The 15,687-nt window shown below is 56.6% G+C and carries 15 protein-coding genes; 12 read left to right on the plus strand and 3 right to left on the minus strand.

The window, feature by feature from the left end; all coding sequences use genetic code 11:
* Window positions 1–21: 21 nt before the first annotated feature.
* From J7J49_RS10900 to J7J49_RS10910, 3 genes are all read right to left on the minus strand, one after another.
* Window positions 22–1,185 (minus strand): MFS transporter, encoded by a 1,164-nt coding sequence (locus J7J49_RS10900; RefSeq protein WP_215092497.1) that lies wholly within the window; start codon window positions 1,183–1,185, stop codon window positions 22–24.
* Window positions 1,176–2,180, minus strand: coding sequence for a GlxA family transcriptional regulator (locus J7J49_RS10905; RefSeq protein WP_215092499.1), 1,005 nt, complete (start codon window positions 2,178–2,180; stop codon window positions 1,176–1,178). The genes J7J49_RS10900 and J7J49_RS10905 overlap by 10 nt, the downstream gene beginning before the upstream one ends.
* Before the next feature lie 151 nt (window positions 2,181–2,331).
* Complete coding sequence (locus tag J7J49_RS10910) at window positions 2,332–3,015, minus strand: GntR family transcriptional regulator (RefSeq protein WP_064235266.1); 684 nt, start codon at window positions 3,013–3,015, stop codon at window positions 2,332–2,334.
* Between the two features lie 153 nt (window positions 3,016–3,168).
* Here J7J49_RS10910 and dctP point away from each other — a divergent pair, with 153 nt between their 5' ends.
* From dctP to J7J49_RS10970, 12 genes are all read left to right on the plus strand, one after another.
* Complete coding sequence (gene dctP / locus J7J49_RS10915; protein WP_064235267.1) at window positions 3,169–4,164, plus strand: TRAP transporter substrate-binding protein DctP; 996 nt, start codon at window positions 3,169–3,171, stop codon at window positions 4,162–4,164.
* 85 nt (window positions 4,165–4,249) lie between these two features.
* On the plus strand, window positions 4,250–4,771 hold the full coding sequence (locus J7J49_RS10920) for a TRAP transporter small permease subunit (protein WP_064235268.1): 522 nt from the start codon (window positions 4,250–4,252) through the stop codon (window positions 4,769–4,771).
* 2 nt (window positions 4,772–4,773) lie between these two features.
* On the plus strand, window positions 4,774–6,108 hold the full coding sequence (locus tag J7J49_RS10925; RefSeq protein WP_064235269.1) for a TRAP transporter large permease: 1,335 nt from the start codon (window positions 4,774–4,776) through the stop codon (window positions 6,106–6,108).
* An 11-nt stretch (window positions 6,109–6,119) separates the two neighbouring features.
* The gene (locus tag J7J49_RS10930) at window positions 6,120–7,520 is read left to right on the plus strand and encodes a malonyl-CoA decarboxylase (protein WP_215092501.1); all 1,401 of its coding nucleotides are present in this window, start codon (window positions 6,120–6,122) and stop codon (window positions 7,518–7,520) included.
* A complete protein-coding gene (locus tag J7J49_RS10935; protein WP_215092503.1) occupies window positions 7,517–9,055 on the plus strand; it encodes a malonate--CoA ligase in 1,539 nt (512 codons plus the stop codon). The genes J7J49_RS10930 and J7J49_RS10935 overlap by 4 nt, the downstream gene beginning before the upstream one ends.
* 148 nt (window positions 9,056–9,203) lie before the next feature.
* On the plus strand, window positions 9,204–9,662 hold the full coding sequence (locus J7J49_RS10940) for a DUF2170 family protein (protein WP_251048256.1): 459 nt from the start codon (window positions 9,204–9,206) through the stop codon (window positions 9,660–9,662).
* Window positions 9,663–9,725: 63 nt separating this feature from the next.
* Window positions 9,726–10,421 (plus strand): PspA/IM30 family protein, encoded by a 696-nt coding sequence (locus J7J49_RS10945; protein WP_215092507.1) that lies wholly within the window; start codon window positions 9,726–9,728, stop codon window positions 10,419–10,421.
* Window positions 10,422–10,467: 46 nt separating this feature from the next.
* The gene (locus J7J49_RS10950; RefSeq protein WP_215092509.1) at window positions 10,468–11,190 is read left to right on the plus strand and encodes a DUF2491 family protein; all 723 of its coding nucleotides are present in this window, start codon (window positions 10,468–10,470) and stop codon (window positions 11,188–11,190) included.
* Between the two features lie 70 nt (window positions 11,191–11,260).
* Entirely contained in the window at window positions 11,261–11,674 is a 414-nt protein-coding gene (locus J7J49_RS10955) for a DUF350 domain-containing protein (RefSeq protein WP_215092511.1), read from the plus strand.
* 26 nt (window positions 11,675–11,700) lie between these two features.
* Window positions 11,701–12,324, plus strand: a complete 624-nt coding sequence (locus tag J7J49_RS10960) for a DUF1190 domain-containing protein (protein WP_064235276.1) — start codon at window positions 11,701–11,703, stop codon at window positions 12,322–12,324.
* A 19-nt stretch (window positions 12,325–12,343) separates the two neighbouring features.
* Window positions 12,344–13,510 carry a glutathionylspermidine synthase family protein gene (locus tag J7J49_RS10965; protein ID WP_215092513.1) on the plus strand — a complete coding sequence of 389 codons (1,167 nt, stop codon included), beginning with the start codon at window positions 12,344–12,346 and terminating at the stop codon, window positions 13,508–13,510.
* Between the two features lie 165 nt (window positions 13,511–13,675).
* Entirely contained in the window at window positions 13,676–15,682 is a 2,007-nt protein-coding gene (locus tag J7J49_RS10970) for a methyl-accepting chemotaxis protein (protein WP_215092516.1), read from the plus strand.
* Window positions 15,683–15,687: the final 5 nt, after the last annotated feature.

A 15,687-nucleotide genomic window follows, 5' to 3' on the forward strand; every position in this document is an offset into this window, starting at 1 on the left:
TGCATTCGTTGGATGCTTTAGCTAAGACAGCGCCACCGTTCTTTTATGCTGCCACGCCAGCACCGCCAAAGGCACCAGTGCGACGGGGATCAGCAGTAAATTAAGCGTCGCCCAGCCTAATGAACTCACCAGCGGCCCGGCGAGTAAGGCGGTTACTGCGGCGGTACCAAAGACCAGAAACTCGTTCGCCGCCTGGGTGCGCGCTTTATCCACCGGGCGGTAGCTCTCGGTGAGCAGGCCGGTGGCAGGCAGAAAGGTAAAGTTCCAGCCCAACCCCAGCAGAATCAGCGCCACGTTAAAACCGGCTAAGCCGATCCCAAACTGGGCGACCACAGCACTCGCCACCAGCAGCAGGCAACCGGCCACGATAACTTGTTTAGCACCGAAGCGGGTAGCCAAATGCCCAGTAAAGAATGAGGGTAAAAACATTGCCACCACATGCCACTGAATAGTCATGGATACATGGTTAAAGTGGTGTCCGGCACCCGCCATAGCAAGCGGCGTGGCGGTCATGGCCAGGTTCATCACACCATAACCGACCGTCGCCGCGCTCACCGCCACAATAAATCCGGGTTGGCGGAGTATCTTACCCAGCGGCAGTGCAACGCCTTCGCCGTGGGTGCGGGATGCCGGCGGCAGCTGCGTCAACATCAGCACCACCAATGCCAAAGCGTAGAGCACGGCTAGACCAACAAAACTGCCCAAAAACGGCACCTCGCCCAACTCACGACTCACCCTGGCCAGCCACGGCCCGGCAAACGCAGCCAGCACACCGCCCCCCATCACCAAACCAATCGCCCGGTCACGCATCGGCGCGGGGGCGGCCTCCACGGCGGCAAAGCGATACAGCTGTCCAAAGCCAATGCCGATACCGATCAACCAGGTTGCCAACAAGAACAACCCAAAGCGCTCGCCCATTAGCGCCTGCACGGCAACTAGCGCGCCCACCAACCCAACCATATTACCCAGTATAAAGCCGCGCTTACGGCCCAGTTTGGCCATAATTAACGAGGCGGGAATGGTGGCGCACATCAGCCCCAGCCACTGAGTGGCGACCGGCGCGGTGGACCAAGACGCGCTAGGTGCCAAGGAGGCCCCAATCAGCGGCGAAACGGCGATCAACAACACATTGCCGGTGACAAGTAACGCTTGGCAGAGTGATAACAAAGTGACGGTTAAAGGCATGGGGCACTCTCCTGAATAAGACCCGTTTGGGAAGACGCAAAGCGTTGGCGATAGACCGAGGGTGATACGCCGTAGTAGCGCTGAAACTGGCGTCGCAACTGCTCCGCGCCGCCCAGCCGCCAGCGTTGTGCCAAGCGCTCAAGAGATAAATTTTCGCGCTCGCTGAGAAGTGCCAAGCGCGCTTGCTCAAGGCGTAGCTGGGTCAGGTAGGTACCTGGGGTAGTATCCAGATGACGCCTAAACAGCCGGGTTAAATGGCGCGGGGAGACCGCCATCAGGTCGGCCATGCTCTCAAGCCCATGATCCACGCTGGGGTCGGCATGGAGTTGATCCAGCAAGCGACGCAGCGGCCCCGCGGCCTGCTGTTTGCGCAGTATTTCGCTGAACTGCGACTGCCCGCCCGGACGGTGCAGAAATACCACCAATTCACGGGCCACACGCCCGGCAAGTTCGGCACCGTGATCCGCCTCGACCAGCGAAAGCGCCAAATCAATCCCCGCCGTTATGCCTGCGCTGGTGTAACGGCCGTTGCTCTCGATATACAGCGCGTCAGGCTCGACGCTTATCGCAGGGTACTCATCGGCCAGTTGAGGTGCATGGCGCCAATGAGTGGTGACGCGGCAGCCATCCAACAGCCCTGCGGCGGCTAACAAAAATGCCCCAGAGCAGATCGACCCAAGCCGTCTCACGATTGGGGCAACTTCACAAAGCAACTGCTTCACTGCGGCTATGTCACGCTGCTGCATTACGCCACTGCCACCCGCCACCAACAACGTATCCAGGGGCAGTAAACGCTTAAGTTGGTGGTAGGTGTGCGTGGCGTGCACGGCTAGGCCGCCATTGGTGGAAACCGGGCCCACGGCATCGGCGACTAGGGTCAACTGATAGAGCGGTTGGGGGCTTAACGCATTGGCGCTGGCAAATACCTGCCAGGGACCGCTGATATCCAGCAGTTGGCAGTCGGGATAGGCAAGTAGGGCGACATGACGGGTCACGATCTCTCTCCGCTAGTGGGATACTAAAGCATGAGAGAGAGTTTCAGCGCTGCGTCCCATGTCGGCAAGGACGATTACCCCACCGATACGGACATAGCGGTAAATTCACTAAACCTAGGGAACAAACTAGGGGCTAAAATTAAGGCTGAAGTTAGCCTGTTTTTTCTAGCGGCGCCTCCATTCTGCGCACGCTGGAAACAAAGTCACTAAAGCGCTCGCCCTGAATCAATACATGGTCGCTCAGTGCCTGCTGCGCCGCTACCGAGTCACCTTGCTCAATGGCTTCCACGATAGTTTCATGCTCGCGCAGTGAACTGTTCACCCGTTGTCGTACCTGCAGCTGTAAACGCCGGTAGGGTTTTAAGCGCTGCTTCAATTGGCGCGCTTCGCTGGCCAAAAATGCATTGTGGCTCGCGGTGTAGATACAGTCATGAAAACCCTCGTTTTCGTAATAGTATTCGTCACTGTCACCGGCCAGGGCCGCCGCTTCGCAGCGCTGATGCGCTTGTTTTAAAGCGACCAGCTCCGGCTCGGTAATTCGCCGTGCCGCCAGGCGGCCACACATGCCTTCAAGTTCCGCCATTACTTCAAACATCTCAATTAGTTGATCAATCCCCACTTTCGCCACAAAGGTGCCTTTTTTGGGCGAGACCGTCACCAAGCCGCTGGCGACCAACTGCTGAAAGGCTTCGCGCACCGGGGTACGCGAGACCTCAAACTCACGTCCCAAGGCTTCTGGATCCAGACGCTCTCCAGGTAAACGGCGGCCATTAATGATGTCATTCTCGAGTGAATCTCTTAATCGCTGAGCGTTGGAGCGCTTAGTGCCCGTCATTTTTACCTCCCTAGATCAAGACTGATCTTAGCCATTTAGGGTGTCATATATTTGACATTAGCATACGTAGCGCCTATTGATATATATATCAGCCTTGCTGATAAACATATAAAGCTCATCCAAGCACACAACAACAACTGTTGGAGACGCAACATGCAACGCTATTTGATCTCAACTGCCGCCGCCCTAGGTCTCGCCATTGCGGCTTCCCACGCCTCTGCAGATACCGTGCTTCGCGCGTCCCACCAATTCCCCGGAGGCCAGGGGGATGTCCGCGATGAAATGGTGCAAATGATGGCCCGCCACGTAGCCGACGCGGATGTTGGTCTGACCATAGAAGTCTACCCAGGCCAATCACTGTTTAAAGCGCGTGAACAGTGGGGTGCCCTGGCCCGGGGCCGCCTGGATATCACCTCGCTGCCGCTGGATTATGCCAGCGGTCGGCATCCAGAGTTCTCCGCCACGCTGATGCCGGGCTTGGTACGCAATCAAGCGCATGCCCAGCGCCTGAACGACTCCGAATACATGGAGATGATTAAAGCGGTGATTCTGGACGGTGGCGCTCGGGTGCTCTCAGATGCGTGGCTGTCGGGCGGTTTTGCCTCTAGCGAGCGGTGCATCACCTCCCCCGATACCGTCGAAGGGCAAAACCTGCGCGCCGCCGGGCCCGCCTTTGAAGAGATGCTGGAAGCTGCGGGTGCTTCCATTGCCTCTATGCCCTCTTCTGAGGTTTACACCGCCATGCAAACCGGCGTGTTGGATGCCGCAAACACTTCGTCGATGTCGTTTATCTCCTTCCGCCTCTACGAGCAGGTCGAGTGTTTGACCGAACCGGGCGACTTCGCACTGTGGTTTATGTATGAGCCGATTCTGATCTCCGAGCAGGTATGGCAGGGGCTTAACGAAGAACAGCAAGCGGCGCTGATGGAAGCCGGTGAAGCAGCAGAAGCATTCTTTGCTGAAGAGGCCGCCGCGATTGATCAGGAGATGGTCGACCTTTACGAAGAGAATGGCGTTGAGGTGGTCAGCATGAGCGAAGACGATTACAACGCCTGGCTGGAGATCGCTCGTGAGACCTCCTACAAAAACTTTGCTGAAAATGTTCCCAATGGCCAAGCCATTATCGATGCAGCGCTAGCCGTCGAGTAAGCACCCGCTGAACGCCTAACGGCGCGACCACTCCTCTCGGAGTGGTCTCTTAACACTGATGCTTACTGTGCTGATTGAGGGAACTATGGCAACCACAACCACTCACGAACCCCCCGTGCGAGGGGGCATCATCGGCGGCTATATCCGCGTCATGGATAAGCTGTCGCGGCTTTCCGCCTATCTGGCCTGCGCCATGTTTATCGCTGGCGTATTAGTGATTTGCCAGATGGTCTTTATTCGCTACTTACTCGGAATGAGCACCAGTTGGCAAACCGAATTCACCATCTTTTCAGTAACGGCGGCAATGTTGATGGGTAGCCCCTATGTACTGATGACCGGTGGCCACGTCGCTATCACCATTGTTCCCGATGCGTTGGGCGGTATTACCCGCACCATCATGCGTCTGATCGCTTCGCTGTTTGGGTTAGGTTTTTGTGCCGCTCTGGCATATGCCAGTTGGGTTTATGTGGCTGAGGCATTCCACGGTGCATGGACGACTGGCTCGGTATGGAACCCGCCACTGTGGCCCGCGTTACTGCCCATGGCTATCGGTGCCACCCTGCTATCGCTGCAGTATGTGGCTGAAATATTGCGTGGGGAGAGCTGAGTATGGATCCGATTACCTTAGGTATTATTGTCGCCATCGCGCTGATTGTGCTGATGGCCATTGGCACCCCTATCGCTTTCGCTCTGGGCGGCGTATCGCTGCTGGCGCTGCTCTACGACCGTGGCCTTGCTGAGCTTACCTATTTTGGGGAAACCTTTTTTGACCGCATTGCCGAGTTTGGTTTTGTCGCCATCCCGATGTTCATTTTGATGGGCGCCGCGGTGGCCTCCTCCCCCACCGGGCGTGATCTTTATCGTTCACTGGACCTATGGATGGGCAAACTACCCGGCGGCTTGGCAGTTTCCAATATCGGCGCCTGTTCTATCTTTGCTGCGCTCTCGGGTTCGTCCCCCGCCACTTGTGCGGCGATTGGTAAGATGGGCATTCCCGAAATGCGCATGCGTGGCTATCCCGATGGCGTCGCGGCAGGCTGCATAGCCGCGGGCGGCACCCTGGGTATTCTGATTCCGCCGTCGGTCACCATGATCATCTACGGTATCTCTACCGAAACCTCCATTGGTCGGCTGTTTATTGCCGGGGTGGTGCCAGGCTTTATGCTGGCAGGCCTATTTATGATCTGGACGATGATCGCCTGCAAAATGGCCGGTGGTTATAACAACCCCATGGCGGAGTCCGTCGAACGGCTAAAACAGAACGTTAAGCAGAATGTCGATACCAACCTTAAAGCACTCGTGCGTGTGTTGCCTTTCCTGGGCGTAGTCGCGGGTATTCTGTTTGCCTTGTATGGCGGGGTAGCAACCCCTTCAGAAGCCGCAGGCGTAGGTGCCTTTCTGTGTTTGGCGCTGGCTATTCTGATCTACCGCATGTGGCAGCTAGGCCCACTCAAACTAATCATGCGCGACTCGCTACGCGAAAGCGTGATGATCATGCTAGTGATCGCCACCGCCGAAGTGTTCGCCTATGCGCTCTCCTCCATGTTTATCACCCAAACCGTGGCGGGTGCGATTGCTGATCTGGAGATCAACCGCTGGGCACTGATGGGGGTGATTAATCTCTTCCTGCTGGTAGCCGGTTTCTTCTTACCGCCTGTGGCGGTGATCGTGATGACCGCGCCGATTCTGTTACCTATTATCCTGGCCGCTAACTTCGACCCCTACTGGTTTGCGGTGATTTTGACCATCAACTTGGAAATCGGTCTGATCACACCGCCTGTGGGACTTAACCTGTTCATTATTAAAGGCATCGCGCCGGATATTTCGCTGCGCGACATTCTGATGGGAAGCTTGCCCTACGCGCTGTGTATGGTGCTGGGTATCTTGCTGCTGTGTCTCTTCCCAGGCATCGCGCTTTGGCTACCTAACTTGATCATGGGTTAAGGAGTTCGACCATGAACATGCTGTTTTTGCAGGAGCTGTTCAACAACATCACTCAGCGTGATGCGTTGTTGCGGCGCCGCCATCCCGAGACGCTAACGCCCGACCATGGGCAGTTAGTTAACGCCTGCCAGAAGCTGTTGGAGAGCGATGGTGAAGCCTCCAGCATCGCGCTGGCAAGCCGCGCCCTGGCGATTTACCAGCGCCTTTCGGCGGCTGAAAAGAGCCGCTTCTTTGCCCGCTTGACGGCCGACTTTGCGGCTGATCCCGGGCCCATTGATGCGGCCTATCTGGCCTATCAAGAAGTTCGCGACAACCCATCGCTACAGCGCCTGTTTGAAGCCTGCGAACCACGCAGGCAGGAGCTTTTCCGGCGCTTAAACCTGGCCAGCGACGGTACCTATGAACTGGTTAAGATGCGCGAAGACCTGCTGGCATTGCTGCGCGAACAGCCCGAGCTGGCGGCCATTGATGACGATTTCGCCCACCTGTTCGGCTCCTGGTTTAACCGCGGTTTCTTGATGCTCAAGCGTATTGATTGGAACACACCGGCGTCGATTCTAGAGAAGATCATCCGCTACGAAGCGGTGCACGAAATCCAGGACTGGGACGACCTGCGTCGGCGGCTAGACGCCCGCGACCGTCGCTGTTTCGCCTTCTTCCACCCGGCGATTGGCGACGAGCCGCTGATCTTTGTGGAAGTCGCCCTGCACAAGGGCCTGCCCAGCCGCATCCAGCCCATCTTGTCAGGAGAGAGCTCTGTTAAGAGACCTGGAAAAAGCCCTGGAAAGAGTAGCGCCGAAAAAGGAATCGACGACCCTGAAGATGCCGATACCGCGGCGTTCTTTGGCATTAGCAACTGTCAGACCGGGCTGCGCGGCATCTCCTTCGGTAACTTTTTGATCAAGCAGGTAGTGCAAGAGCTCTCCCAGGAGCTGCCGCAGCTTAAATACTTCGTCACCCTCTCGCCGGTGCCGGGCTTCGCCCAGTGGTTGCAGGAGCAGCGTGATGACGAGCAGCTTCCCGCTTCGATGCGTAAGTCACTCAAAGGGCTTGAAACACCGGGGTGGCATCAGGACAAACCCCGCGAAGAGGAGCTCAAAGCGATTATTCGCCCGCTGGCCGCCCGCTACCTGGTCGAAGAGAAGAACCGCCACGGCCTGCCGCTCAACCCAGTGGCCCGCTTTCACCTCGGCAACGGCGCTGAACTTCACCGCATTAACTGGCTGGGAGATATCTCCGCTAAGGGCTTTAAACAAGCCGCAGGCCTGATGGTCAACTACCTGTATGTGCTGGACGATATCGAGCGCAACCACGAAAACTATACCGCCAAGGCCACCGTTGCCTGCTCCAATGAGGTGCGTGATCTTGCTCGACGCGCGCGCAAAATGGCCAAGGGAGAAACCACCAAATGAGCCACAACCTATTTGACACCTTTGCCGCCAAAATGCGCGAACGCGCAGAGGCCGATTTTATTACCACCCGCGATGGCCGCCGCTATAGCTACGCCGATGCACTAAGCATCAGTGCGCAGCTTGCCGGCGCGCTAACCGAGCTAGGCGTTCAGCAAGGCGACCGCATCGCCGTACAGGTGGATAAAAGCCCGGAAGCCATTTTGCTCTACCTGGCCTGCCTGCGTATCGGCGGTGTCTATTTACCCCTCAATACGGGCTATACCGGCGATGAGATTCGCTACTTTCTAAATGATGCCGAGCCCGCACTGTTTGTTTGTCGCCCCAAAATAGAAGAGCAAGCACGGGCGCTGGCTGTGGAAACAGGCTGCCCCGCGGTGGCCACCCTGGGCAGCGCCGCCGATGGCAGCCTGATGGAAACCGCCCAAGCGGCAACGCCACGGGAGGATGTGGTGGCACTTGGCGAGCGCGACCTGGCGGCTATTCTTTATACCTCTGGCACCACCGGGCGCTCCAAAGGCGCCATGTTAACGCACAAAAACCTTGCCTCTAACGCCGAGACCCTGGCCAAAGCCTGGCACTTCAGCGCTGAAGACCGGCTGATCCACGCGCTGCCGATCTTCCACACCCACGGCCTGTTCGTCGCCTGTAACGTCACCTTGATGTCCGGCGCCAGCATGCTGTTTCTGCCCAAATTTGATGCGGACGTAATCTTTGAAGAACTGCCCCGCGGCAGCGTGATGATGGGCGTTCCCACCTTTTATACGCGGCTGGTGCAGGATGAGCGCCTAACTCCAGAAGCCACCGCCCATATGCGGCTGTTCGTTTCCGGCTCTGCTCCGCTTACCGCTGAGACCCACGAGGCCTTTGAAGCCAAAACCGGCCATGCGATTCTTGAGCGTTACGGCATGACCGAAACCAACATGAATCTCTCTAACCCCTATGAAGGCGCACGGCGCGCGGGCACTGTGGGTATGCCACTACCTGGCGTGGAGATGCGTATTACCAACCGGGAGACCGGCGAAGAGGTACCTTTTGGCGAGATTGGTATGCTGCAGATTCGTGGCCCCAATGTGTTTATCGGTTACTGGCGGATGCCGGAAAAAACCCGTGAGGAGCTGTTAGACGATGGCTTTTTTATTACCGGTGATCTCGCCATGGTCGACGACCAAGACTATGTGCATATCGTCGGTCGCGACAAAGACCTGGTGATTTCCGGCGGCTACAACGTCTACCCCAAAGAGGTAGAGCAGGTAATTGACGAGCTTGATCAAGTGGCCGAATCCGCAGTCATCGGCCTGCCACATCCTGACTTTGGCGAGGGCGTCACCGCCGTCGTGGTGCGCCAGCCAGGCGCCAATCTTGGAGAAAACCAGCTTGACGAAGATAAGGTGATCAGTCACTTAGATGGTCGCCTAGCCAAGTACAAGCAGCCCAAGCGGGTCTTCTTTGTCGATGAACTGCCCCGTAACACCATGGGCAAGGTGCAGAAAAACATGTTGCGCCAACAATTCAATGACACCTACCGAACCCCCTAGCCCCGTCCTGCAAGCACCGCCTCTTCATCAGCCTTTTACCCGTCCTTTTTGCCCCGTAACTGACGGGGCATTTTTTTTGCAAAAAGGAACCATTTGCTCTACGAAATGTTAAGTTAAGATCACTTAACGAACGATGGAGCAGAACGCTTTGACTACACCTACTATTACCAACGGCATCACCGCCAGCGAGTTATATCAGTTAGTCAGCCAGCCCACGCCCAATAGCGCGGGAGATACGACCCTTGAGTGGCCTGAGGGTACTATTAGCCTGGATGAGGCGAATCAGACGCTGATCTGGGAACTTAGCGATTACGGCAACTTGCCGATTACCCTCTCGCGCAGCGAAAACGAGTGGATCGCTATGGCCTCCATCGCTGCCGTAGACGGTGTCAAAAACAGCGCTGAACTCAACGAAGTGCTGCTGCGCCAAGGTATTTCGCTACCGTTGGCCTCCGTGGGTATTGTCGAGATCGACGGCAACGACTTCTATGTGGCTTATGGGCAGCTGTTTGGCGACTCCAAACTTGAGTCAATTTGCGCCGAGCTGCACGCAACGGCCAGTGCAGCCATGGAAGTCGCCGAACTGATCCAGACGCATTTCGTATGACACTCGCAACAGTTCGCCTATCATCAGTATCACCATTGTCGTCACTTACCAGTGAGATTATTTATGTTAAGCAAAATTATGACCGCCCTACGCGGCAAAGCAAATGAAACCGGCCAAGCGGTGGTGGATTCCCAGGCGTTGCGCATTTTAGATCAGGAAATCCGCGATTCAGAGACCCACTTGAGCCAGTCTAAAACCGAGCTTACCCGCCTAATGGGCCAGCGTCAGTTGAACAGCAATAAGGCCGATACGCTGGAAAGCAAAATCGCTGAGCTGGAAAAAAGCGCCGAGGCCGCGCTGGATAAAGGCGAAGAAGCGCTGGCGGTGGAAGTTGCCGAGCGCATGGTGGCGCTACAGGATGACCTGGAAGCGGAACGCGCCATTGTTAGTGAGTACGATGCCAGCATTGAGAAACTGCGCGGTGCAATTCGCGGCACCGACAACCAACTTCGCCAGCTCAAACAGCAGGTTAGCGTGGTCAAAGCCACTGAATCGGCGCAGAAAGCCCAATCCGCCGTGGCCGCTCGCCACTCGGGTCAGAACAGCGCCATGAGCAGCGCCATGGAATCCCTGGAGCGCATTAAAGAGCGCCAGCAGTTGAACTCGGCGCAAATGCAGGCGGCTGACGATATGGCCGCGGAAGAGAGCGGCAGCTCGCTGGAAGCCCGCTTGAAAGCAGCCGGGGTGGGTGGTCAGAACCGCAAAGCAGACGACGTGTTAGCGCGCCTGAAAGCGAAGAAAAACGCCACACAAGGGTAAAGAGTCAAGCGTAAGTCAGCGTTTAAATTTACTGGGGAGCCAGGCCATGTTTAACACCCTCAAGGCACTTTTTCGCGCTACCACGGAGAAGCCGCCCGAGCCCGATGCAGGCCGACCGATAGCCGCGGGCCTGCCCATGGGCATCAGCCAGGAAGACCTTGAGGGCCTACGCCTGGATGGGCGCGTCAATATCAAGCTGATTGGCCTGCGCGCCCACCCCGATGCGCTGTTTCGCTGGGACGACGACGCCTACCACCATATTGCCGCCGTAGGCCACGTCGATCTAGGTCAAGGGGCGCAGTTGGTACGTTTCTATTTGGATAATGACACCTGGCTGCAGGCCAATATCGAGCATGGCCAGGTGCTTGAATATAAGCTGTTCGACTTTTACCGTGTTGCCCATCTCTCGGATGCCGAATTTGATAATTTGATAAACGGGGACGACAAACTGCCCGATAGCATCGGCGCACAAACCGTCGCGCTTTCCTCGACCACTGGCGAGGCACGCAGCTGTACCTACCAGCGGGTATGGGGTAATGGAGACAGCCGGTGGTCGCCACCGGTGGTTTTTGAAGAGCAGGTAATGACCACCGAGAGCGTGGCTGCAAGGCTAGTGACTCATCATACGATGCTTTATGAGCGCACCATCGAAGGCGCTGAGCGGATGGAGTACTTACTGTTGAGCGCTGAAAACGATGGCGAAGGCAGCTTTATGGTGGTGCACAACGTGGGCGTGGATGTGGCCTCCGTTGATATCGACGCAATGTAATCGGGCTACTGTATCGAAACACAAAATTTAAGCGCTATAAATTTAAGAGCTATCAAAGGAAACTGCCCCCATGGTGAATTACCTCTACGGCCTGCCGTCATTTCTTGCTTATCTAGTGACGGCGATTGTGCTGCTTGTCGCCTTTATGTACTGCTACAGCCGTCTTACTCCGCACCACGAATGGACGCTGATTAGAGAAGGTAACGCGGCGGCGGCCTCCGCCTACGGCGGCTCTATTTTAGGTTTTACCATTCCGCTATACAGCGCGATGGCACACTCCATCAACTTTATCGATTTCGTACTCTGGGGCATTGTCGCCTTTATCGTTCAGTTGGCTACCTTCTTCGCGGTTAAGCTGTTTCTGCGTAAACAGGGCGAAAGCCTGTCTCAGCACATCACCGAAGGCCATCAGGCCTACGGCATTTTGATGGCCAGTGTGGCCGTGGCAGTCGGCTTACTCAACGCCGCTTCGATGACTTGGTAACGACGACGTGGTAAAGGAGAGCCTGCATGTCTAAACACGATCATACCCCACATTTGCCACGCCGCAAGCGCAGCGGGCGTTTGTCATTGGCAATGATGGGCGCCAGCGCCTTTGGTCTTACCGCCTGTGGCCAACCGCCCCAGGAAGAGCAAATCACCGATATAGAGTTCGATCAGCCACGCAGCTTTCAAAGCGTAGAGGATTGCGTGGCGGAAAACGTCTACACCCGCAGCGCTTGCGAAGACGCCTACAAAGCCTCGCTGGAAGCGGTGCCGCGTTATAGCACCCTGGAAGAGTGCGAAGCTGAAAATGGTCAAGGCGCTTGTACTGCCCCAACCGAAGAGCAGTCCCAAGCAGCTACCGGAAGCACCGGCGGCAGTTGGTTTATGCCCGCCATGATGGGCTATATGGTGGGCAGTATGATGTCCAATACCAATCGTGGGCGCTCCTTTGAACGGGTGTACCAGGAGCCGGTATACCGCAACCGCCAGAATCAGGGCAACTGGAACACCGCCTCGAACCAGGCCTCCCAGCGTGTCACCCAGCGTAACGATGCAATGCGCAGCTCGGTGGCACAGAACCGCCAAGCTACCTCACAGCGCCGAGGCTTTGGCTCGCGCTCCTCGGCACGAGGTGGCTGGGGCTCCTAAGCCGCCAGTAAAGCCCACCATGCTGCGAATCGATATCCCTGAACGAAGCAACTGGAAAGCCCTGGCCCACGAGCTGGGCTTTCATTTTCATACCATCGACGGGGAGCCCTACTGGAAAGAGGACGCCTACTACCAGTTCACCTTAGAACAGGTAGAGCGCGATATCGAAGCGCCTACCGAGGAAGTACATGAGATGTGCATGGAACTGGTGGATAAGGTCTGCCACTCCAATGCGCTTATGCAGCGTTTGGCACTGCCCGAGCATATGTGGGACAGCATCCACAACTCGTGGAAGTCAGGCCAACCGCACCTCTACGGGCGAATGGACTTTGCCTATTCCGGTGACGGCCCCGCGAAACTGCTGGAACTCAACTACGACACGCCCACCTCGCTCTACGAAGCGGGCTTTTTTCAGTGGGTGTGGCTTGAACAAGCCATCGCCCAGGGCATCCTGCCCCGCCACGCGGATCAGTACAATTCGATTCAGGAGCGCCTGATCAACGCCATGGCGCACCTTGGCGACCGCATTGACGCCCGCACGCTGTATTTCTCCTGCATTAAAGATAACGCTGAAGAACGCGCCACCGTGCACTACTTGCAGGATGTAGCGGTGCAAGCGGGCCTCAAGGCGCCGTTTATCTATATGGAAGATATTGGCATCAATCCCGGCGCGGAACACTTTGTTGACCTGGATAACCAGCCTATCCATGCCCTGTTCAAGCTCTACCCCTGGGAAGAGATGGCCGACGATGCCTTCGGTGAAGATATCCCGCGGTTAAACACCCACTGGTTCGAGCCGCCCTGGAAAGCAGTTCTATCGAACAAGGGTATTTTGCCCCTGCTGTGGGAGCACTTTGAGGGCCACCCCAATCTGCTACCGGCGTTTTTCGAGACCGCCGACAGCACACCACTGCCAGCAGGCTGGGTGCGTAAGCCGTTCTTCTCCCGGGAAGGCAGCAACGTGGAGCTGATCACTCCATCTGGCCAGCGCGAGTCCGTGGACGGCCCCTACACCGACAGCCCCTGGATTCGCCAGGCGTATCACCCCATGCCGCGCTTTGGTAACAACCATGCGCTAATCGGCAGTTGGGTAGTCGGTGACCGTGCCTGCGGCATGGGCATTCGCGAAGACGTCGGCCGCATTACCAAAGACTCCTCCTGCTTTGTCCCCCACGCGATCGTGTAAACGCAAGTACCAAAACACGCCTATATAGGCTGGACAGCCCTCACAAAAAAAGCTGAAATCGTTGCCACCACCCTAAGTAGAGTGGTAATTATCACTCTACCACTCACCCTGAGCGCTATTGAGCAGCGTCGTTAGGGCCACGTTTACTTTGGAGCAACGGCGAACATGATGGCGCGCTGGAAATCCCTACCTCTACGGCTTCGGCTATTTCTCTCCTTTGGAACGGTATTAGCACTGGCAATGCTCCTGGCGCTCTATCTTCAAGCGCGCTCCCACAGCCAGGCTCGGCTGGATAACCTGCTTAATCAAGAGCTACCGGCACAGGTCGAAGGGCTAGCCGCGCATATAAACCTTAATCTCAGCCAGGATCTCGCCATTTCCGAAAGTCTGGCCAATAGCTACTTTATTGAGCAGTGGGTTCGCGACGGTTTGCCCGAAGAGCGTCAAAACGCTATCGCCAGCTACTTAGCGCGCCTTATGGCGCAATTAGACACCGAGCTACTGTTTATTGCCGCCCAATACCAGGGGCGAGGCTACTATTTCCAACTGCGCAACGGTGAATTTCTTCAGCGAACAATCCAACCGCCCGGCAGCGAAGACGACTGGTACTACGATTTTACTGATAGCGACAACGCTTACGAGCTGAATCTAGATAGCGACACCTTTTCTCCCGATGATGCCTTTGTTTACGTTAATTACCGCAGCGCGGTCAATGCCGCCAACGGTCGACCGCTGGTCGTGGCTGGCGCGGGGCTTGATCTCTCCCAAATGGCCAGCTTGATTGATGACTTTCGCTTAGGTGGCATCGGCCATGCTTCGCTGCTTAGCGCCGAGGGCGAGCTGCTCGTTCGCAGCGGCGAAACTGCTGCGCAGCCTGTACCGGAGCAGGACTCGCAGCGCCTGTTGCGTGATGAACAGCTACAGGTACAAGAGATTGAGCTTGACGGTCACGCCCTGCTGATTAGCACCCGCTGGCTACCCGAACTGCAGCGTTATCTGATGGTTGAGGTCGATAAAGAGGCTTACCTGGCGTCTACTCGTGAGCGCTTCCTGGAGTCCAGCGGTATCGGCCTACTCATTCTGCTCGTCGGCTTACTGGTGCTCTACCCGCTGACCGGCACTCTTATCCGCCCTCTGATTGATTTCCAGCGCCAGCTAAAAGACATCACCCTCAGCCTGGATCTTTCCCGGCGGGTCAGCACCGACGACAAAGCCGAGCTTGGCGATTTAGCCGATCAGACCAACGAGCTTCTTGAGCGCCTCTCCCGCGCCATTGCGGCAGTGGCCAAGAATGCTCAAGCGCTAACGCAAGTCGCCGACCGGCTGGCACAAACGGCCGGGCTTTCCGGTGTGCACGGCAGCGATATTGACCATGAAGCGAGCCAAACCATGGCCGCAGCGGTGGAAGAGATGGCTTCTTCAGTGGCGGAAATCACCTCCACCATGGAAGAGCTCTCTACGTCATCGACTCAAATCGCCGACCACTCCCAGTCGGTGGTCGACGTGGCTAACCAAACCCTGGAACGCAGCCGTAAAGGCAGTGCGGCCATGCAACTGCTACAGTCAAAGATGCAGGATATCCGCAGCGACAGCGAGCAGAGTCTGACCGAGATCATGACGCTGGGGGCAAAATCCAAGCAGATTAACAAGGTGATGGAGCTGATCAACACCCTGGCTGCCCAGACCAAATTGATCGCTTTTAATGCCGCTTTGGAAGCCTCAAGCGCGGGAGAGTCGGGCCGACGTTTCTCAGTCGTCGCCAGCGAGATACGCCGCTTGGCTGACAGCGTGACCGACTCTACCCAAGAAATTGAAGCCCATACCGATGATATTCAGACGGCAATTAATCGCTTAGTGGTGGCTTCTGAAAAAGGCGCCTCCTCAATCGAGCAGGGCGTTGAAGCAAGCATCAGCACTGCCCAGGATCTCGAGGCACTGCTCAAGGCGGCAAGCCAAACCAGCAGCGCGGCCCAGCAGATATCGCTGTCTACACAGCAGCAAAAAACCGCCAGCAGCCAGGTGGTTATGGCGCTGCGCGATATTGATACAGCCAGTTCTCGCAACGCACATTCGGTGCGCAGCATTACCGACATTAGCCAGGACATGGTGCATATGTCGGCGGAGCTTAACGCGCTGGTGCAGGAGTTCACCCTAACAAATAAAAACCGCTGATAAGG

Origin of the sequence: Halomonas sp. ISL-56, assembly GCF_018612805.1 — a bacterium.
GTDB lineage: Bacteria > Pseudomonadota > Gammaproteobacteria > Pseudomonadales > Halomonadaceae > Vreelandella.

Coding starts and splice junctions, on each gene's coding strand:
- J7J49_RS10900 (WP_215092497.1), bottom strand. CDS start 1,185: ATGCCTTTAACCGTCACTTTGTTATCACTCTGCCAAGCGTTACTTGTC.
- J7J49_RS10910 (WP_064235266.1), bottom strand. CDS start 3,015: ATGACGGGCACTAAGCGCTCCAACGCTCAGCGATTAAGAGATTCACTC.
- dctP (WP_064235267.1), top strand. CDS start 3,169: ATGCAACGCTATTTGATCTCAACTGCCGCCGCCCTAGGTCTCGCCATT.
- J7J49_RS10920 (WP_064235268.1), top strand. CDS start 4,250: ATGGCAACCACAACCACTCACGAACCCCCCGTGCGAGGGGGCATCATC.
- J7J49_RS10925 (WP_064235269.1), top strand. CDS start 4,774: ATGGATCCGATTACCTTAGGTATTATTGTCGCCATCGCGCTGATTGTG.
- J7J49_RS10930 (WP_215092501.1), top strand. CDS start 6,120: ATGAACATGCTGTTTTTGCAGGAGCTGTTCAACAACATCACTCAGCGT.
- J7J49_RS10935 (WP_215092503.1), top strand. CDS start 7,517: ATGAGCCACAACCTATTTGACACCTTTGCCGCCAAAATGCGCGAACGC.
- J7J49_RS10945 (WP_215092507.1), top strand. CDS start 9,726: ATGTTAAGCAAAATTATGACCGCCCTACGCGGCAAAGCAAATGAAACC.
- J7J49_RS10950 (WP_215092509.1), top strand. CDS start 10,468: ATGTTTAACACCCTCAAGGCACTTTTTCGCGCTACCACGGAGAAGCCG.
- J7J49_RS10955 (WP_215092511.1), top strand. CDS start 11,261: ATGGTGAATTACCTCTACGGCCTGCCGTCATTTCTTGCTTATCTAGTG.
- J7J49_RS10960 (WP_064235276.1), top strand. CDS start 11,701: ATGTCTAAACACGATCATACCCCACATTTGCCACGCCGCAAGCGCAGC.
- J7J49_RS10965 (WP_215092513.1), top strand. CDS start 12,344: ATGCTGCGAATCGATATCCCTGAACGAAGCAACTGGAAAGCCCTGGCC.
- J7J49_RS10970 (WP_215092516.1), top strand. CDS start 13,676: ATGATGGCGCGCTGGAAATCCCTACCTCTACGGCTTCGGCTATTTCTC.